A 17,151-nucleotide genomic window follows, 5' to 3' on the forward strand; every position below is an offset into this window, starting at 1 on the left:
CGTTGCCATTCTGCAAGGGTCTCATTGCGATTCTGCAATGCTCTCGCTGCCGTTTGATCACGCTGTGGAACGTCAAAAAGAGGGCACCCGCAGCCGTCGTGAAACGGCTTGGGGTGCCCTCTTCTGTGAGGCCTGAGGAGGAGGGCTAGTCCCAGACGGGGGCGTCGCCAAGCTGCAGCTCAGAGTAGCGCGCCTCCGGAACGGTGGCGGAGTAGGGCTTGCCCACGGCCTCCCATTCCTGGTCGGCATTGCAACGCACGTCCTGGCCGTCGGTGTCGAGCATGGTAAAGCCCCACACCAGCTTGCCCTGGGAGTTTGCCGGCAGCGTGTACGGGCCAACCTCCTGGTTCAGCTTCCAGTGCTGCTCGTGCACGTAGTTGAAACCGTAGGTCTGGGTCAGAACCTTGGCCAGCTCGCCCTCGCCCTTGATGGAACCGGAGACCTCGATGGTCTGCGTGCGGGCCTGTGTCACGGTGTGGCTGACCGGCACGGGCTCATCATTGCGGTTGGCCACACTGGCGGCGTCGGTCTGCGTGAACCATCGGCGGGTGGCGGTGACGTAGGTGCCGTTCTCACCGGGCGTCGAGCAGTGTGTGCCCGGCTTGAAATCATCATTCCAGCGCTGCGGCAGCTCGAAGTCCCCGCCGAAGTCAGCGGCGTGGGCCACAGGAGCGGCCGCCAAGAGGCTGAGCGCGGCGAAGGCGCTCGCGATGGACTTCTTCAGCACGTCTTAGCCCCAATCGTTGTTGTCGCGGGTGGAGACCTCCACGTGGCGCTCCTTCGGCAGGGTAGCGGTGAAGGTGCCGCCGTTGGCCTGCCAGGTGTTATCGGAACCGCAGATGGTCTTCTGACCCTCGAAGTCGGAGACAACCCAGCCGGCGCGCATGACAGCGGTCTTGCCCGGAGCGATGTTGTACGGGCCGACCTGCTCACCCACCTCGTAGGACTGGGAGTCGGTGTAGCTGGAGGAGAAGGTGAAGTTGATCAGATCCAGCAGCTTGAAGTCAACGCCGGCGGAAACGTTCCAGGTCTTGGTCTTGGTTTCCTTGATGGAGCGGGTGACCGGCAGCGGCTCGTCGTTGTAGTTGGACACGGTCCAGGAGCCGGCGGAGCCGTCGAAGTAGGTGCGCTTGATCTTAACGGTCTGGCCGGTGTCACCCGGGTTGGTGCAGTGCTCACCGATGGTGGTCGGGTTGGCCGGGCCCAGGTCACGTGCCGGGAGGGCGTTAGCGGCCGGGGTAGCGATCAGGCCGCAGGCGATGGCCACGGCGGCGGTGGTGGAGGCAATCTTGGTCTTGAACATGGTGAATTCTCCTTGAGAAGTAAAAAGGGGGATTAGTAGATGGTCTGGGTCGGGACTGGGAGTTCGCGGTACTCGTCCGGGGTGACGTCCTCGGTGCGGGTGGAGCCGTCCTTGCCCGTGATGGTGGCCTCCGCCCAGAAACCGCTGGGAGCGGTGGTCTGCTTGTAGTTGGAGGTCAGGCTGTACTTTCCGTCCTTACCGCAGTGGATTTCGCGGTAGTTGATGCGGGTCATGATGGTGCCGTACTCCACGCGGACGCGCTCACCAGGGGCCAGGTCGATGTGCTGCAGCTCGGTTCCCACCGGCATGTAGGCGCGCTTGACCGCGCCAACGGACTCCAGCCAGCCCTTCGGGATATCGCCGCGGTTGCCCTGCCAGTTGGTGTACGGTGCGTGCTCGGCGCCGACGACGAAATCGGTGACCGGCGCGTACTCATAGTCACCCTTGGACCAGTTGAGGAAGTCTGTGGAGTAGCCCGGCTTGCGGAAGGTCGGCTTCACCGCAGTGATGTCCAGCGGGTACCAGGAGCTATCGCGGCCTTCGCAGGTCTCGCCTTCCTTGGGCCAGGATGGGTCGCGCTGCAGGTCCTCGGAAGGCTGCATGATTTCATCCTTCTTCGGGTCCGCAATCTTCTCCAGGCTGGGGCCGGACACGGAGGTGTAGTTGCCCTCGATGGGCTTGGAGTTCGCGCCCGGGGAGCGGGAAGGAATCTCCATGGCGAGGTCCGAAATCGAACCATCCGCCTTGATGATGTAGGCAAAGGCATAGCGCTCAGCCGGGCCCTTGCCGCGGATGACGTTGGCGCCGGGCGTGTTCTCTAGGCGGTCATCGTTGCAGCCGACGAACATGGAGATGAAGTCCTTTTCCACCACGCCGTATTCCACGCGGAAGGATTCGCCCGGCTTCAGGGTGACGGGGCCGAAGGTTTCCTTCTCCTGCCAGCCGTTGCTCAGCTTCAGTCCGATGTCGGACTTGGCGGTGGTGTCCCAGCCGGAAGGCATAGCGGCCTTGGAGTTGGCCTCAATCTTGTGGTTGGTGCCCGTTTCCACGGAGGCGGTGTACGGCACCTCCTGGTTCGTGGTGTTCTTAAACTGCAGGGTGCCGTCGCTCAAGTAGCGGCGGCCGGTCTCTGCGAAGTGCCACTCGGGAGTGGCGTTGTCTTCACCTGCTGCGCTGCAGCTCTTGTAGAGGTTGGTGATGGGGTAGGCCTGTGGCATGGGCGGAATGTTGGCCGCCTGTGCCGAGGGGGTAACTAATGCCGCGGTTGCCACCAGTGGTGCAAGCGCGCGCAGTCCCTTAGAGAGCACCTGTGTACCGTCCTTATATTTTATTAAGCGAAAAGTGAGAGATTTGTAGAATCCGCACTTATTTTAGGAGCCAAGCAGGGGGTGGACAATGGATATAGAAAACGGCTTCCGACCCTTGAAGAAAGTTAGTGGCGTTAAGTATTTGCTGGCCAGCCCATTGATCTTTCGTACACAAACTTAGGTATGACCCCGTATGGGTGGGTCAGTGCGGCCGATGCCTCTTGGCTTTGTGGGATACGCGCACCGGTGGCCGGAAGAAGGGAAACCTTCTAATAGTCCACCGCATCACGCACAATAGGGCAGGTCATGCAGTGCCCGCCCCCGCGCCCGCGGCCCAACTCCGCCGAGCCGATCTCGACCACCTCAATGCCGGCGGCGCGCAGCTTCTTATTGGTGTGCTTGTTGCGGTCATAAGCCACCACCACGCCCGGTTCAATGGCCACGACGTTATTGGCGTCGTCCCACTGCTCGCGAGCGGCGGCATAGGTGTCCCCACCGGTTTCCACCACCTGCAGGCTCCTGACGCCAAGTGCCTTGGCGACGACCTCGAGGAAAGACTCGGTGGGCAGTTCGACGTCGAAAGGCGCCGTGCTTGTGGAGGGGTGCAACACGATGGGCCGGATAGTGTCCACGATCTTGGGGTAGGCGGTGACCTTATCGGCATCCAGGAAGGTGAGCACGGTGTCCAGGTGCATCGAGGCGCGGTCGGCGGCCATGGCGGCGATGATGATCTTCTCGGCCGCGCCTTCCTGGAACAGGCGCATGGCCAGCTGGCTTACTCCCTGCCAGGTGGTGCGCTCACCCATGCCGACGAGGACGATGCCCTTTCCGATCGGCATGATGTCCCCGCCCTCCAAGGAAGCCAGGCCTGGCTCCTCATCGGTATTTCCGTACCAGAACTGAAAATCCGCCTGCGCAAACCGTGGGTGGTAGTTATAAATCGCTCTGGTCAGCAGCGTTTCCTGGTGGCGCGCCGGCATGCGCATGGGGTTGAGCGAGACCCCGCCATAAATCCACGCCGAGTTATCCCGCGAGTACTGGGTGTTGGGCAGCGGGCGCAGCGCAAACGCGGAAGGCCCGTAGACCTCTCGCATGGCGTCGATAGTTCCGTGGCCTAAGCCCTTCGGAATTTCGGCGAAGGGTAGCCCGCCGATGAGGAGCTCCGCCAGGCGTTTATTAGACATGTCCTCGAACCAGTGGCGCAGCTCGCCGCCGATGCCGACACCAACGTTCTTATCCAGCAGCTTAAAATCCAGGATGAAATCACGCCCGCCCGGGGTGGCCAGGGTTTCCTCCAGGAGTGTGTGCATCTCCAGCACCTCGACGCCGTAGCTGCGCAGCTTGGCGACGAACTCCGCGTGATGCTTCTTGGCTTCGTCGACCCAGAGGACGTCGTCGAAAAGCAGCTCCCCACAATTGCTGGGGGTCAGCCGCTCGTGCGCGAGCCCCGGCGCGCACACCATGACCTGGTGGAGCTTGCCAACCTCGGACCAAACGCCCAGCGGGGGAGTTGTCATGTGTGTGAACCTTTCTTTGCGCGCGGTGAACCGTGTCAGCAACTTGTGTGGTGAGAGGTAGCATCGCAAGAGGGGATTGTGAACTAGACGACAATTCTAAGAAAAGTTCGAAGTTTTTCAAGCTCCTGGCGATGAAGAAAAGTCCACGTAGGTGCAGGTTTTGCGGCTGTGTGCATACTATTATCCGCGTTTATTCACACGGCACAGGCTGTCACATAGTGCGGTTCCGCGCCGCGCTTGCCGACGTCCCTCCCTCCGCCACTGCGACAACACCGACGCCGAAGGCCATTGCACCCTAGCCGGAGGCTGGATGAATAAAGACGGAGGGAATGAAAACTCTGCGCGAATAGTAGAAAAGGGGAGATTTTCTCATGCTCTCCCACGACCCGTTGCGCGAATCCAACCCAAAGAGCTTTTGAAGTCTTGTGAAGTTTATGAATTTTGTGAATTCTTTGAAGTTTATGAAGAGCTTTGAAGTTTGCAAGAGGGGCCGCGCCGCTAGGCAATGGGAAGTGACGGTGCGCGGCCCCGAGTGATAGGGAAGAAAGGTGGAGTCCCAGCCTTCCGTGTAGGGGCATTGTCGACATTAGGGCTGGGGCTGGACATTGCTGCGAATGATTCGAACACGCAGGTCGAACTGCTAGTCGGAGAAAACAGCAAGCAAGCACGTGCTCGGTCAGCAGCATTCATGAGCCACGTACTGTAAACGTATGACTCAGGATGCTTTGGAACCTATACCGGAACTGCCCCGCGGTGAGTTTGCCTTTCCCGGCCCGCTTCGCGACGCCCTCGTCATCGCCATCCTGGACGGAGTTAAAACCACGACGACGTCCTTGTTGGCCGAATATCCGTACGGCTACAGACCGCAGGAGGACGTGGGCAACCTCGAAGCAGTCCTCGACTCACACGACAACGTGGTGTGCGTCATCCGCACCACAGAAGTCCAAGTCCGCCGGCTCGCAGACGTCAGCGACGAGCACGCCATCGCCGAGGGCGAGGGCTACGCCGATGCCAGCGACTGGCGCGCCGGGCACGAGCAGTTCTGGCGCTCACCCGAGTTCGTTGAATACATCGGAGAGCTAGAAATCGACGACGATACCCAGGTGGTGTGTCAGCGTTTCACCATCGACTCGCGGTACCCGACTAGGGGTTAGGTGCCGTGGCACGCCGAAACCTAGGAGAGTCGGTACACCTCGTAGTCATCCGGCACGCCCGCACCGGGGACGTGCTGAAGTCCAAGCTTTAGGGCTAGAGCAATCGACGCCTCGTTCGTGGGGTCGATGATGGCGACGACGGGGAGCTGAGGGAAACGCTTGCGCGCACTGGCAATTGCAGCGGCTGCGGCCTCTTTTGCGTAGCCTTTGCCCTGTGATTCGGGTGCGAAGCGGTAGTAGAGGTTGAGTACTTCTTCACCAGCTTCCGCACTATGGCGCACGCCAGTAAATCCTATGGTCGTGCCATCGAGCGTGGATACCACGTAGTAGCCCAGCTGATTCTCGCGCCAGTTGGTCTGCCATGTGCGTGCCAACTCCGTGGCTTCCTCCCTGGTCTTCATAGCTAGGTCAGGGCGGTGTTCGTAAGTGCGGGCGTCCGAGTGGATGGCAAAGATGGCGTCTATGTCGGCGTCAGTTGGTGCCGACAAACTGAGCCGGGGAGTGCGAAGAGTATGAATATCATTCATTGCGAGTCCTGAGGTTGAGAGCGGCGTTCGGCCAAGTTGTCTAATCTGCACACGCGTGGTGCCGTCGCTCTTGGTCGAAAGCTGCCTGGCTGCGTCGGTCAGAGAGGAAGCAACTTTGCCTTAGGCCTCCGAAAGGGGGTCGACTCCCGTTTGGACAGGCTCCTCAAGCGCTTCTTCCTCGAAGAATGACGAGTCTTCCACAGCGTTTCCTTCGCTGACATCGCGCTGAACCGTCTTCTTCAGAGCGCCCTCAATGAGCGCGCAGAGCGATTCCCGTCGAAGTTCAAAGAACGCATCAAAGTTGTCGCTGCGCAGTGCGTCGGGTGAAATGAGGTGTCCGCGCAGAACGTCGTCCACGCCGTCGGCATCGAAGCCAGATTCGCTCTCAACCTTGGACAAGTATGCCGACGGGGCAACGCCGCCGATGACACGGTTAGTGCGTGCGCTGAGCGTCGTCTTGTTGACGATGGACTCGCGGCGCTCGTCATCAATTCCGTTCTTCTTGCACCAGTCCTGAGGGAAAATATGGTGAATGTCTACGGCCATGTCCCTGTACTGGAAAGCACCGAATTGCTTTCCCTCAACCCAGTCTGTTGAACCCTGTGCCATGATGAGCGCTGCGATGCCCTTGTAGGCAGCGGCATTGCGGGTGCGCAAAGAATGAAGGCGGGATTCAGCAAAGGTAGCGTCCTGCACGGTTCGCGGGGCGGTAGTTTCTTCACCCATCGCCCAAGCGGGTACCCCTTCGAGGTCACGCACGAAGCGCGTCTCAATGGCAGCGCCATAGAGCTCGCCCAAGACTCCGCTCCAGAACCACTGCGTGATCTTTTCTTTCACGTGGTGTTTGTCTGCTTCCTTGCCAAGAACAACAGCAATGGCAGCAAGCGGAACCAATTGCTTCGGGTAGGGGACATCCCTGAACCGATAGATGTGCAGATCTGCGAGGAAGCCTGCCGCCCAGATGAATCCTTGACGCAGGGCGTCGCGCCAAGTGAGGTAGTCGTTCAACTCAAGCTTTAGAACGTCTTCCCTCTTGGCAGACAGGCCGACTTTGCGGCTTACCGAGGAGTGCTTGCTTCGCTCAAGAGTTGTCAGCATGGTGATTGCTTGGAGGAAGTCAGTGTTCTCCACCTTGTGGAGGACATCATGTTCTTTCCACAGCTCCTTGGTCTCCACCCAGTCATCGTTGAGGCGGAAATCGCGTTGGTACTTGTCGTAGTACTCCGCATCGCCTGCAAACACTGCCGTGAGGAGCTCAAAAACGTTGAGTGGGAGTCCACCAACATTGACCTTTTCGAAGACGGTGGCCACCGCTGCCTTGTCCGTCTGCTTGTCCAGCTCAATTGCAGGAATCTTGTATTCGTTGACCTGACGGATAATCCCATCGCTGAATGCGGTCATGAGCTCGGTGTCACCTAGCTTGCCGAACCATTCGAAAAGCCCCATCTGATCAAGCAACAGCGAAACAGGGATGTAGCCCGCTTCGTGTTGCTTCTCCATGCTGCTGAGATCGAGAACGATGTCGCGGTTAAAGTTGGTTCGAATAACCCCATCAGCTGGTACGGAGATCACTGCCTCATCCAGCTCGAAGGGATCCTCAATCGACTTCTTGATATTGATGAAGTACCTGCGGTCGAGGCGCTTGCCGCGTGAGTCTTTGGTGTGAACAACGCCATCACCCTTGAGGGCTTGGGTGAGCGAAGTTAGTCGTTGCTGGCCGTCGAGAAGCAAGAACTTGGGCTCGGAAGTAGCAGTCGCCTCGGTGCTTTCGATGGGCCGTGGCTTGAACCTGACAGAGGAATTGCCGGTTTCCAGCAACATGATGATGCCCAACGGATGCCCACGAAAGATGGTGATAAGGAGTTGGCGGACGCGCTCATCTTCCCACTTATACTTTCGCTGGAAATCGGGGAGCTGAATCTCTCCGTTCTCGGTATTGCGCATCAGCGCCGATAGTTGGTGCATGTTGGTGTTGAAACCCACCGGTGCCTCCTCTGTAGCGAATTGTCTTTTCTAGCATGCCCCAAAAGTGCAAGGGAGGAGAAGAAATTGGAGTAAGTCTGGCGAAACTAGCTCCCATTGAAACATTCCTGCACCAGTGGAAGCTTCCATATTGGTTACTTGTAGCAGAACCCTTGTCATAAGGGATGAGAGCCTGGTTTGGCCCCAAGAGTGTTTCCTGTCGGGGGCCAAGTCTTTGGAATGGGTTAATAGGAATCTGCGTATCGGTATTTTCCTACATCTGCTGCATTGCAATTACTGGAGCTGAGTGAACGATCTTGGTTAGGCACGGAGCAAAAGCATCCTGAAGTATGTGCGCCGACGGAAAATAGTCTCCCTGTTAATATTTCAAGCCGTTCTTGCGGCCACTAGGGCTGGAGTGAGCATTAACCCAACAGGCTGCCCCTAACTATTAGAATCAGCTTCCTATTAATCTCTGATTAATAGGAAGCATTCGGTTTGTTACTCCGCGTTGTCTAAACGGATGAGAGTGGGATTTTTGCGTGCCTCATACACTGAAGGGTCGAAATACGTGAAGTTTCCCCATTCAAAGCTGTCTGGTACCTCGTAAACGTAAGATATCTTTCCCTCGAATCCGGGTGCAATCGAGTCTGAACTGAGGCATCCGGGATTTCCTGGAATGCGATAAATATCTGAGATGGCTTTGTATTGTTGTCCTTGGGAGTTTTCAAGCGCTGTTGAAGAACGCAATCTACAAGAAAGATCGAAGCCTTCTTTGCCGTCGTTGGCGACTGTGACATTGACTCGGATAAACTTCGCTCCTTCATTATTTGGCGTTATGGTCTCTGTTTCATCGGAGGAATACTTTTTCGTCATTGACAACTCCCGAACTACCTCGACTGAGTCGACTGTAAGGCGTACTCCATGGTTGGTAGTTGTTTCGCCGATTGTGGCGTCTGCTTGAGCTCCAAGCTGGGGCGATGCAGGAAAACCTTGGGTGTTTGCGTTTGGGGTACTGCCAGCTGACGATGGCAAAGCTGGGGCTTCGGAGGAAGTTTGGCTGGATTGAGCCTGTGCATCGACGGTTTCGCCCTTCGTGAGTGTGGTGAAACCGAAGCTTATCAGTGAGCCTAGGATCAAAGCGGCGCCCAACGACCAAAGGGGTACCGGTTTCTTGAGGAAGCTTTGCTTCCTAACTACGGGAACGTAGAACGGGTTTGAGTTGTCAATTGCCATGTTTTATCGAAGCATTCAGGGATTGGTTGTCGAAGGAGAGGGCACCCGTTGCCAAGCCAAATAAGGCCGCCGGTGGTGGCATGAGGCGTAGCGATGGTTTCGCTCGGGTAGATAGTCAGTCTGAGCTTGTCGGCTCCTGCTGTAGACGAGAGAACGTCGTGATATTAATATCGCTTATTCGTCTTTCGAGTCAAAATCAAGAGCGTTAGTTCTCTGGAAATCTCACTCCAATATGTCTCTACTACGGCTCGAACTTGTGGTTTGGATTTGACTCTGAAACTGCAAAATGACCATGTGTGGTGACGCTCATGGAGAAAAGCCTGGGGGTGATGCTGGGCGGCCGCACATCCTAGGAAGCGGCAGTTCTTGCTGCAGCATTTTCTGCTTTCAGTTTCTCGAACTCCTGAGCCCCAATCAGCCCTGCCAAGTCCATCCCCGCTGATACCTTGGACTCCATGAGCCTTTCCGACTACTCCCAGCTCGCCCCCGGCGTGACCATCTTCTGCCGCGACGAGCACTGGCTGGTCAGCAACGTCGCACGCACCACCGACGGCTTCCGCATCCGGGCGCGCGGGGTGAGCGACTACGTGCGCGATACCACCGCCACCTTCTTCACCGCGCTCGATGACATCGAGGTCTTCGACCCCGCCAACGTCACCGTCCGCCCGGACGAGTCACCGCAGTTTCGCTACACCCGCCTTTGGCTGGAGTCCACGCTGCGCCGCACGCCGGTGCCGCTGTACCAAAAGCAGTTGGAGGTAGCCACGCAGATGCTGGCGGACCCGCTGGATTATCAGCTCTCCGCCGTGAAGTCGGCGCTCTCCGATGAGCGCATCCGCCCGCGCGTTCTGCTCGCGGATGCCGTCGGTCTGGGCAAGACGCTGGAGATCGGCATGATCCTGGCGGAGCTCATCCGCCGCGGCAGGGGAGAGCGCATACTCGTCGTCACGCCCAAGCACGTCATGGAGCAGTTCCAGCAGGAACTGTGGACGCGTTTCGCCATCCCGCTGGTGCGCCTGGACAGCCAGGGCATCCAGAAGGTCCGCCAGAAGCTGCCGGCGTCGAAGAACCCCTTTACCTACTTCCCACGCGTCATCGTCTCCATGGACACGCTCAAGGCACCGAAGTACCGCGCGCAGCTGGAGAAGGTCCGCTGGGACGCCGTGGTCATCGATGAGATCCACAACGCCACGAACGCCGGCTCCCAAAACAATGAGCTGGCACGCACGCTGGCGCCGACCACCGAGTCCCTCATCTTGGCCTCGGCCACCCCGCACAACGGGCGGGAGGAATCCTTCAAGGAAATCCTGCGTTTGCTCGACCCGCTTTCCGTCCTCCCGGATGGCTCCATCGACATGGAGGCCGCGAAGAAGCTCATCATCCGCCGCCACCGCAATTCACCGGAGGTCGCCTCCGTGGTGGGGGAGAAGTGGGCCAAGCGCGGCGAGCCCCGCAACATCCTGGTGGATGCCTCCCCGGAGGAAAACGCCGTGGCGCGCGCCATCGCCGAGGATTGGGTGAACGGCCCGGCCACCACGGCGAATGATCGCCTCTTCCCCTGGACCTTGGTCAAGGCTTTCCTATCCTCCCCGGCGGCGCTGGCGGAGTCCATTGCCGCGCGCCAGAAGCTCGACAAGCCCAAGGAACAGGACAAGCTGGAGCGCCTCGCCGAGCTCAACAACAAGGTCACGGAGGAAAACTCCAACAAGTTCGCAGCACTCATTGACTACCTCATGGAGATAGGCGTTAAGAAGGGCTCCGATCGCCGCGTCGTCATCTTCTCCGAGAGGGTGGCGACGCTGCGGTGGTTGCAGGAGAACGTCGCCAAGCATCTCAAGCTCCCGCAGGGCGCGGTGAAGGTCATGCACGGCGGTCTGTCAGACTCGGATCAGCTGGCGCTTATCGACGAATTCAAGCGCACCGACACCCCTCTGCGCGTGCTGATTACCGGCGACGTCGCCTCCGAAGGCGTCAACCTGCACGCCCAATGCCACCACCTGGTGCACTATGACATCCCGTGGTCGCTCATCCGCATCCAGCAGCGCAACGGCCGCATCGACCGCTACGGCCAGGAGCACGAGCCGGAGATTACCTCCCTTCTGCTGGACCCGAAGGACGCGGAGGTGGCCGATTCCATCGGTGAGCTGCGCGTGCTCACTCGCCTCATTGACCGCGAGTATTCCGCCAACCAACTCCTCGGCGATGCCGCCCCGCTCATGGGCAAGCACAACCCCAAGGCGGAGGAGGATGAGATCCGCGCGGTGCTCATGCACGAGCGCGACTTCGACGAAGTCGTAGCCTCCCCGGAGGAGATCCTTACCGGTGCGCACGCCAAGCCCGCGCGTGCCGCCGAACCTGAGGAGACCGCTAACCCTTCCGGCCTGAACGGCGATATCTGGGCCCTTCTCGCCGCCGCGTCCACCAGCGGCCCGGACGACGCCGAGCGCACCGACAATGCCGAGCACACCAACGACGTCGAGCACACCAACGACGCCGCCCCCGCGCCGTCGCGCCGCTCGGTGCGCCACAGCCTCTACCGCGCGGAGAAGGACTACCTCGGTGACGCCCTGGCGGAGGCCTACCAGGATTCGGCAGATAAACCTTTAAGCGCCGGTGGCGTGGACTACGTACTGCACGATAATGACATCGCGGAGCTGACCCCTCCGCGCGATCTGTGCCGGCGCTTTGATTATCTGCCGCAGGATTATGTGTCCTACCGCAAGGTCACCGAGCGCCTCATGCTCGCCACCTCCGCGCGCCGCGGCAACCAGCACCTCAAGGCCGCGCGCGAAGGCGACTCGGAGAAGTCCTGGCCGCGCGCCCACTTCCTCGGCCCGTTGCACCCAGTCTCCGAGTGGGCCGCCGACCGCGCCCTGACGAACATGGCCCAAAGCGAAATCCCGGCCGTGCTCGGCGCAGTGGATACACCGACGCTGCTGCTCATGGGAACCCTGACCAACTCCCGCGGCCAGGTACTCTCCCGCACCTTCCTCACCGCCACGGAAGGCCCCTTCGGCTTTGATGTCCCCGCCGGCATGCAGGCAGTGGACATTGAGGTCCACGAAGACATCTATGCCTGGCTGGGCCGCATTGGCCTGACGGACAACGCCATCAACCCCGGCGAGTTCGCCGTCCCCGATACCGCCGGCCAGCTCATCGCCGCCGCCGTCGGGGCCGCGCACAGCCACCTCACCGTGGTCAAGAACACCAACCTGGACCACGCACAGGACCGCATCGCCGGCTGGCAGCAGCGCGCCGATCACTGGCAGGAGGCCAACGACGGCCAGCAGACCCTCAAGATCAAGGACACCAAGCGCCTTATTCACCAGGACGAGGAGCTGTTGAAATCCATGGCCCCGGAGCGCTCCCTCGTGCGCCCGCTCGCACTCATCCTCCCAGACGACACCGACGCTGCACGCACCAGCACTGCGCCGACAACCGCCGCACACACCAACACTAACGAAGCAGAGGCACGCTAATGGCAGACTTCGATTCCATCATCAACGTCGAGGAATGGATCTCGGATTACTACCTCACCACCGATGACAAAGGCAGCTCCTTTGGCAAGCGCGTGGAGGAGGCCGTCAAAGAGTGGAAGGCAACGGATAAGGATGCCAAGAGCGCTGGTCACGAGCACACCCAATCCCCGCTGTTGCGCCTGACCTCTCGCAGGGAAGCACTGCACACCAAGCTCTCCGCACTTTCCATGGAGGCATCCGACGACTCACTGCACGAGGTCTACGACCTCGTCTCCGCGGCCTTCGGCTACCCGCAGCCACAGCGCCTGGAATTCTCCCGCAACGGCCAGCCCCTCACGCTGACCGCCGCCGCGGACAAGAACCACTCCCTGGTCATCCTGCGCGCCGGGCAGATGGATTCCGTGGAGGACCTCACCACCGTGCCGCTTCTCGGAGTCGACCCGGAGCTGGGCAACACAAACTCCATCGGTGAGGCCAAGGCCCTCGACATCACCGCCGCCAAGCTCGTCGGCGAGCTCTTCCTCACCGAGCAAGCCCCCGACCTCATCCTGGTCCTCGCCGGCCGCTGGGCAGTCCTGGCAGAGCGCGAAACCTGGCCGCTGGGCCGCTACCTCGCCGTGGACCTAGGCCTAGCCGTCGAGCGCAATGACCAGAAAGCCAAAGGCGAACTCCCACGAGTCGTCTCCATCCTCGCCGCCGAACACACCATGCGCGGTGCCGACGGCACCACCTGGTGGCTCGACACCCTCGCCCAAGCCCGCGAGCACTCCGTCAAAGTCTCCGAGGAACTACGCGGTGCCATCAAGGCCTCGATTGAGATCATCGGCAACGACGTGTTGCAACGTCGAGCGTTGCAACACACGAACAGTGACATCGATGGCAACGAACTAGCCAACCAAGCCCTGCGCTACCTTTACCGCATCCTCTTCCTCCTCTTCGCCGAATCCTCCCCGGAGCTCCAAATCCTGCCCACCGGGGACAACGACTATGACGAAGGCTATGGCCTCTCCCGCCTGCGGGATCTCATCCTCACCGAGCCCACCACGCACCGCACCCAAAACGGCACGCACCTTTACGAAAGCCTCCAACTGCTCTTCGAGCGCGTCAACCGCGGCCATGATCCACACGATGAGAACGCCGAACTCTTCGACGCCAACGCCACCGAAGACGGCCTGGAATTCCGCAACCTCGACGCGGACCTGTTCAAGTCTGAAGCCACCTCCTACATCGACGAGGTCAAGCTCTCCAACCTGGCGCTGCACAAGGTCCTGCAGAACCTCCTGCTCACAAAAGAAAAGCGGGGTAGCGACCGCGGCTTCATTTCCTACGCCACCCTGGGCGTGACTGAGCTGGGCCAGGTCTACGAGGGCCTGATGTCCTATACCGGCTTCATCGCCCAAGAAGACCTCGTGGAAGTAGCCAAGCACGGCGATCCTTCCAAAGGCTCCTGGGTGGTTCCCGAACCACAAGCACGCACGCTCCCGCAGGATTCCATCGTCTACGAAGACCGCGAAAGCGAACACGGTGGTGTGGAACGCGTCCAGCGCACCCACGCCCGCGGCAGCTTTGTCTACCGCCAATCCTCCCGTGACCGCGAGCGCTCCGCGTCCTTCTACTCACCACCCGTCATCACCGAGTTCACCGTTGGCCAGGCCATTGAGGAGCTCAAAGCCACCGGCCGTATCGACAACGCCGATGACATCCTCACCCTCACCATCTGCGAGCCCGCCATGGGCTCCGGTGCCTTCGCCGTGGAAGCCGTCAACCAGCTTGCAGAGCTTTACCTGAACAAGAAGCAAGCCGAACTGGGCAAGGAAATCCCCGGTGAGGACCGCACCCAGGAGCTGCAAAAGGTCAAGGCCTCCATCGCCCTGCACCAGGTCTACGGCGTCGACCTCAACAAGACCGCGGTGGAACTCGCCGAAATCTCCCTATGGCTCAACACCATGACCAAGGAGCTCAAAGCACCCTGGTTCGGCCTGCACCTGCGCCACGGCAACTCCTTGGTGGGCGCCACCCGCTCTACCTTCAGCGCCAAAGAGGTGTCCACCACCGCATCGAAGAAGAAGGGAGTTCAGAACTACCTCACGCTGACCCCGCAGCACCATCCGCTGAAAGAACTGGCGGATGCCATTGATGCCAACGAGACGGACCAGCACCCCACCGGCCGCATCCACCACTTCATAATTCCCAGCCACGGCTGGGGAAGTGCCGTGGACGCCAAGGACCTCAAGAACCTTGCGGCGGACGAAATCAAGGCCATGAAGGCCTGGCAAAAGTCCATCTGCAAACCGCTAAATAAGACGCAGACCAAACTCGCCACCGCGCTGTCCAACCAGGTTGAGCGCCTCTGGGAGCTCTCCCTTATCCGCCTGCGCATCGCCGAGGACCAAGTCCGCCGTGACCTGGACCTGTGGGGCCAGGAACCCAATACCGCCAAGCACGTGGACGTGGTCACCCGCGCCCAGGTGGAGGAAGAACTCCTCCACAACAACGAGGGCGCCTACCTTCGCCTGCGCACCGCCATGAACGCCTGGAACGCACTCTGGTATTGGCCGGTCACCGCCACGGATGAGCTTCCCGATATCACCGAGTACCTCGCCACCATGCAGGACCTCCTCGGCATCCCCAACGAAGGCCAGAAGCGCTACCGCAAGGACAACCAGTACGCCTTCGGCTTCGACATGTCTTGGGACGAACTGGACTACGTCGAATCACTCGACCGCTCTACCTCCGGCCGACTGCACTACGAGGAAGTCCTCGAAGCACACCCCTGGCTGACAACCGCCAACACCATTGCCCAGGAACAAGCCTTCTTCCACTGGGACCTGGACTTCGCCACCGTCATGGCTAAGGGCGGCTTCGACTTCCAGGTGGGTAACCCGCCGTGGGTGCGTCCGCGCACCGACATGGACGCGCTGCTGTCTGAACATGATCCCTGGTTCAGCCTTGCCAACAAGCCCACCCAGACGGAGAAGAAACAACGCCGCGAACTCCTCGCCGGCAACGACGCCGTACTGGAGACCCTCTCCAAAGGCCTTGCGGAAGCAGTGGTCACTTCCGCAGTGCTTGGCGACGTCACCCGCTACCCCCACCTCCAAAATCAACAGCCCGATCTCTACCGTGGCTTCATGGAACGCACGTGGGCGAACGCTGCCGAGAACGGCATCATCTCACTCATCCACCCCGAATCACATTTCACGGAGAAGAAGGCTGCGGTACTGAGGGCTGGTGCTTATCGACGGCTGCGCAGGCACTGGCAGTTCATTAATGAGCTTGTGCTTTTCGATATTGACCATCACAACTCGTATGGCATTCATGTTTACGGAAAGCGCAAGGAACAGGCTGGTTTCCTATCCGCAGCATCGCTGTATCACCCGCGAACGGTCATCGATTCCTTCAGCCATGATGGCACTGGAAACCTTCCTGGTTTCAAAGACGATGACGGCAAATGGGACCTGCGTCCACATCGCGACCGCATCATCACGGTCGACGAAGACACGCTCAAGGTGTGGAACTCGATCATAGAGGAACCGGGTACTCCGCTCCTTGAGACGCGTACTGTCTATTCGGTGAACAGCGAAGCGGCTGCAGTTTTGGCCAAGCTTGCCGAGGCACCGCGGATTAAAGAATTGGGGCTCCAGTTCTCCAGTGGCTGGCACGAGTCAGCGGATAGGAAGGCAGGCTACTTTGATTCTTCGTGGCAGCATCCAGAGTCTTGGGATGAGGTCATCCTCCAAGGCCCACACCTGGGCATCTCGACGCCGATGATTAAGCAGCCGAACCCGACGATGAAGCACAACCAGGATTGGTCCGAGATTGATCTCGAAGCCATCTCTGAGGACTTCATTCCTGCGACGGCTTACCTTCCGAACCACTCTCTCGAAACCTATAACCGTGACTATGGGATATGGGACGTCGATGGTGAATCAGTGTTAGTAAAGGACCAGTTCCGCGTGGGATGGCGAATTATGGCAGCCACCACTGGTTTTAGAACGGTGTATCCTTCTTTGATTCCTCGAGGGGCTGTGCACATCAACGGAGTAAATTCCGCCGGTCCAATGGATGGAATCGAGGCCCTTCTAGCAGCAGCCTCAGCAAGTTCGTTTCTCGTCGACTATTTTTTTAGATCACTTGGAATTGCGAATATTCTGGCGAGCACGTTTAGTTCCCTTCCTTTTGCCGCTGGCAGCCCTTTTGCCAGGAGAATTGTCGGAAAATATCTCGAGCTTAACTGTTTAAGTGAAGCTTACGCCTCACTTTGGCAGATGATTTTGGGAGAAAACTGGGACGTCGAGACTCCGTTGCGGAAGGCCCGCGACCGCTTCCAAGCTCAGAATGAAATTGACGCCATGGTGGCGCTGTCGTTGGGTGTAACGCTGGATGAGTTGCTGATGATCTATCGGACGCAGTTCCCGGTGATGCGACGCTATGACCAGGAAGACTTGTACGACGCTAATGGTCGCAAAGTTCCAAAAGACGTTTTGAAGCTGGAGAAGAAACTTAAGGACGGACAACAGCTCTCGGAGGAAGAACGCACGTGGACGCATCCGCAGTCGGGAGTCGAGTACGTCTTTGAATATCCGTTTGCACCATTGGACCGTGAAGCGGACTTGACTGCGGCGTATGAAAAGTATGCTGCGATGATGTACCAGCAATAGTTCCG

The 17,151-nt window shown here is 59.4% G+C and carries 10 protein-coding genes; 3 read left to right on the forward strand and 7 right to left on the reverse strand.

Annotation, left to right across the window (positions count from 1 at the left end; translation table 11 throughout):
• Positions 1 to 145: 145 nt before the first annotated feature.
• From ACUY3D_RS01820 to ACUY3D_RS01835, 4 genes are all read right to left on the reverse strand, one after another.
• Positions 146 to 727 (reverse strand): hypothetical protein, encoded by a 582-nt coding sequence (locus ACUY3D_RS01820; protein WP_448240218.1) that lies wholly within the window; start codon positions 725 to 727, stop codon positions 146 to 148.
• A gap of 3 nt (positions 728 to 730) precedes the next feature.
• Entirely contained in the window at positions 731 to 1,303 is a 573-nt protein-coding gene (locus tag ACUY3D_RS01825; RefSeq protein WP_070523482.1) for a hypothetical protein, read from the reverse strand.
• A 32-nt stretch (positions 1,304 to 1,335) separates the two neighbouring features.
• Positions 1,336 to 2,610, reverse strand: coding sequence for a hypothetical protein (locus ACUY3D_RS01830; protein WP_448240219.1), 1,275 nt, complete (start codon positions 2,608 to 2,610; stop codon positions 1,336 to 1,338).
• Between the two features lie 269 nt (positions 2,611 to 2,879).
• Positions 2,880 to 4,127 carry an arginine deiminase gene (locus tag ACUY3D_RS01835; protein WP_448240220.1) on the reverse strand — a complete coding sequence of 416 codons (1,248 nt, stop codon included), beginning with the start codon at positions 4,125 to 4,127 and terminating at the stop codon, positions 2,880 to 2,882.
• 710 nt (positions 4,128 to 4,837) lie between these two features.
• Here ACUY3D_RS01835 and ACUY3D_RS01840 point away from each other — a divergent pair.
• Positions 4,838 to 5,281: an ASCH domain-containing protein gene (locus tag ACUY3D_RS01840; protein ID WP_448240221.1), complete on the forward strand. Its 444-nt coding sequence runs from the start codon at positions 4,838 to 4,840 to the stop codon at positions 5,279 to 5,281.
• Between the two features lie 20 nt (positions 5,282 to 5,301).
• Here ACUY3D_RS01840 and ACUY3D_RS01845 read toward each other — a convergent pair whose 3' ends face one another.
• From ACUY3D_RS01845 to ACUY3D_RS01855, 3 genes are all read right to left on the reverse strand, one after another.
• Positions 5,302 to 5,808, reverse strand: a complete 507-nt coding sequence (locus tag ACUY3D_RS01845) for a GNAT family N-acetyltransferase (RefSeq protein ID WP_448240222.1) — start codon at positions 5,806 to 5,808, stop codon at positions 5,302 to 5,304.
• Between the two features lie 120 nt (positions 5,809 to 5,928).
• A complete protein-coding gene (locus tag ACUY3D_RS01850; protein ID WP_448240223.1) occupies positions 5,929 to 7,791 on the reverse strand; it encodes a GmrSD restriction endonuclease domain-containing protein in 1,863 nt (620 codons plus the stop codon).
• A 480-nt stretch (positions 7,792 to 8,271) separates the two neighbouring features.
• Positions 8,272 to 9,006 carry a DUF4352 domain-containing protein gene (locus ACUY3D_RS01855; protein ID WP_448240224.1) on the reverse strand — a complete coding sequence of 245 codons (735 nt, stop codon included), beginning with the start codon at positions 9,004 to 9,006 and terminating at the stop codon, positions 8,272 to 8,274.
• 455 nt (positions 9,007 to 9,461) lie between these two features.
• On the opposite strand from ACUY3D_RS01855, the gene ACUY3D_RS01860 reads away from it, so the two are divergent.
• Together ACUY3D_RS01860 and ACUY3D_RS01865 are read left to right on the forward strand one after the other, a co-directional pair.
• The gene (locus tag ACUY3D_RS01860) at positions 9,462 to 12,485 is read left to right on the forward strand and encodes a DEAD/DEAH box helicase (protein ID WP_448240225.1); all 3,024 of its coding nucleotides are present in this window, start codon (positions 9,462 to 9,464) and stop codon (positions 12,483 to 12,485) included.
• Positions 12,485 to 17,146: an Eco57I restriction-modification methylase domain-containing protein gene (locus tag ACUY3D_RS01865; protein ID WP_448240226.1), complete on the forward strand. Its 4,662-nt coding sequence runs from the start codon at positions 12,485 to 12,487 to the stop codon at positions 17,144 to 17,146. The genes ACUY3D_RS01860 and ACUY3D_RS01865 overlap by 1 nt, the downstream gene beginning before the upstream one ends.
• The last annotated feature ends 5 nt before the right edge of the window (positions 17,147 to 17,151 follow it).

Source organism: Corynebacterium guaraldiae (assembly GCF_053480195.1).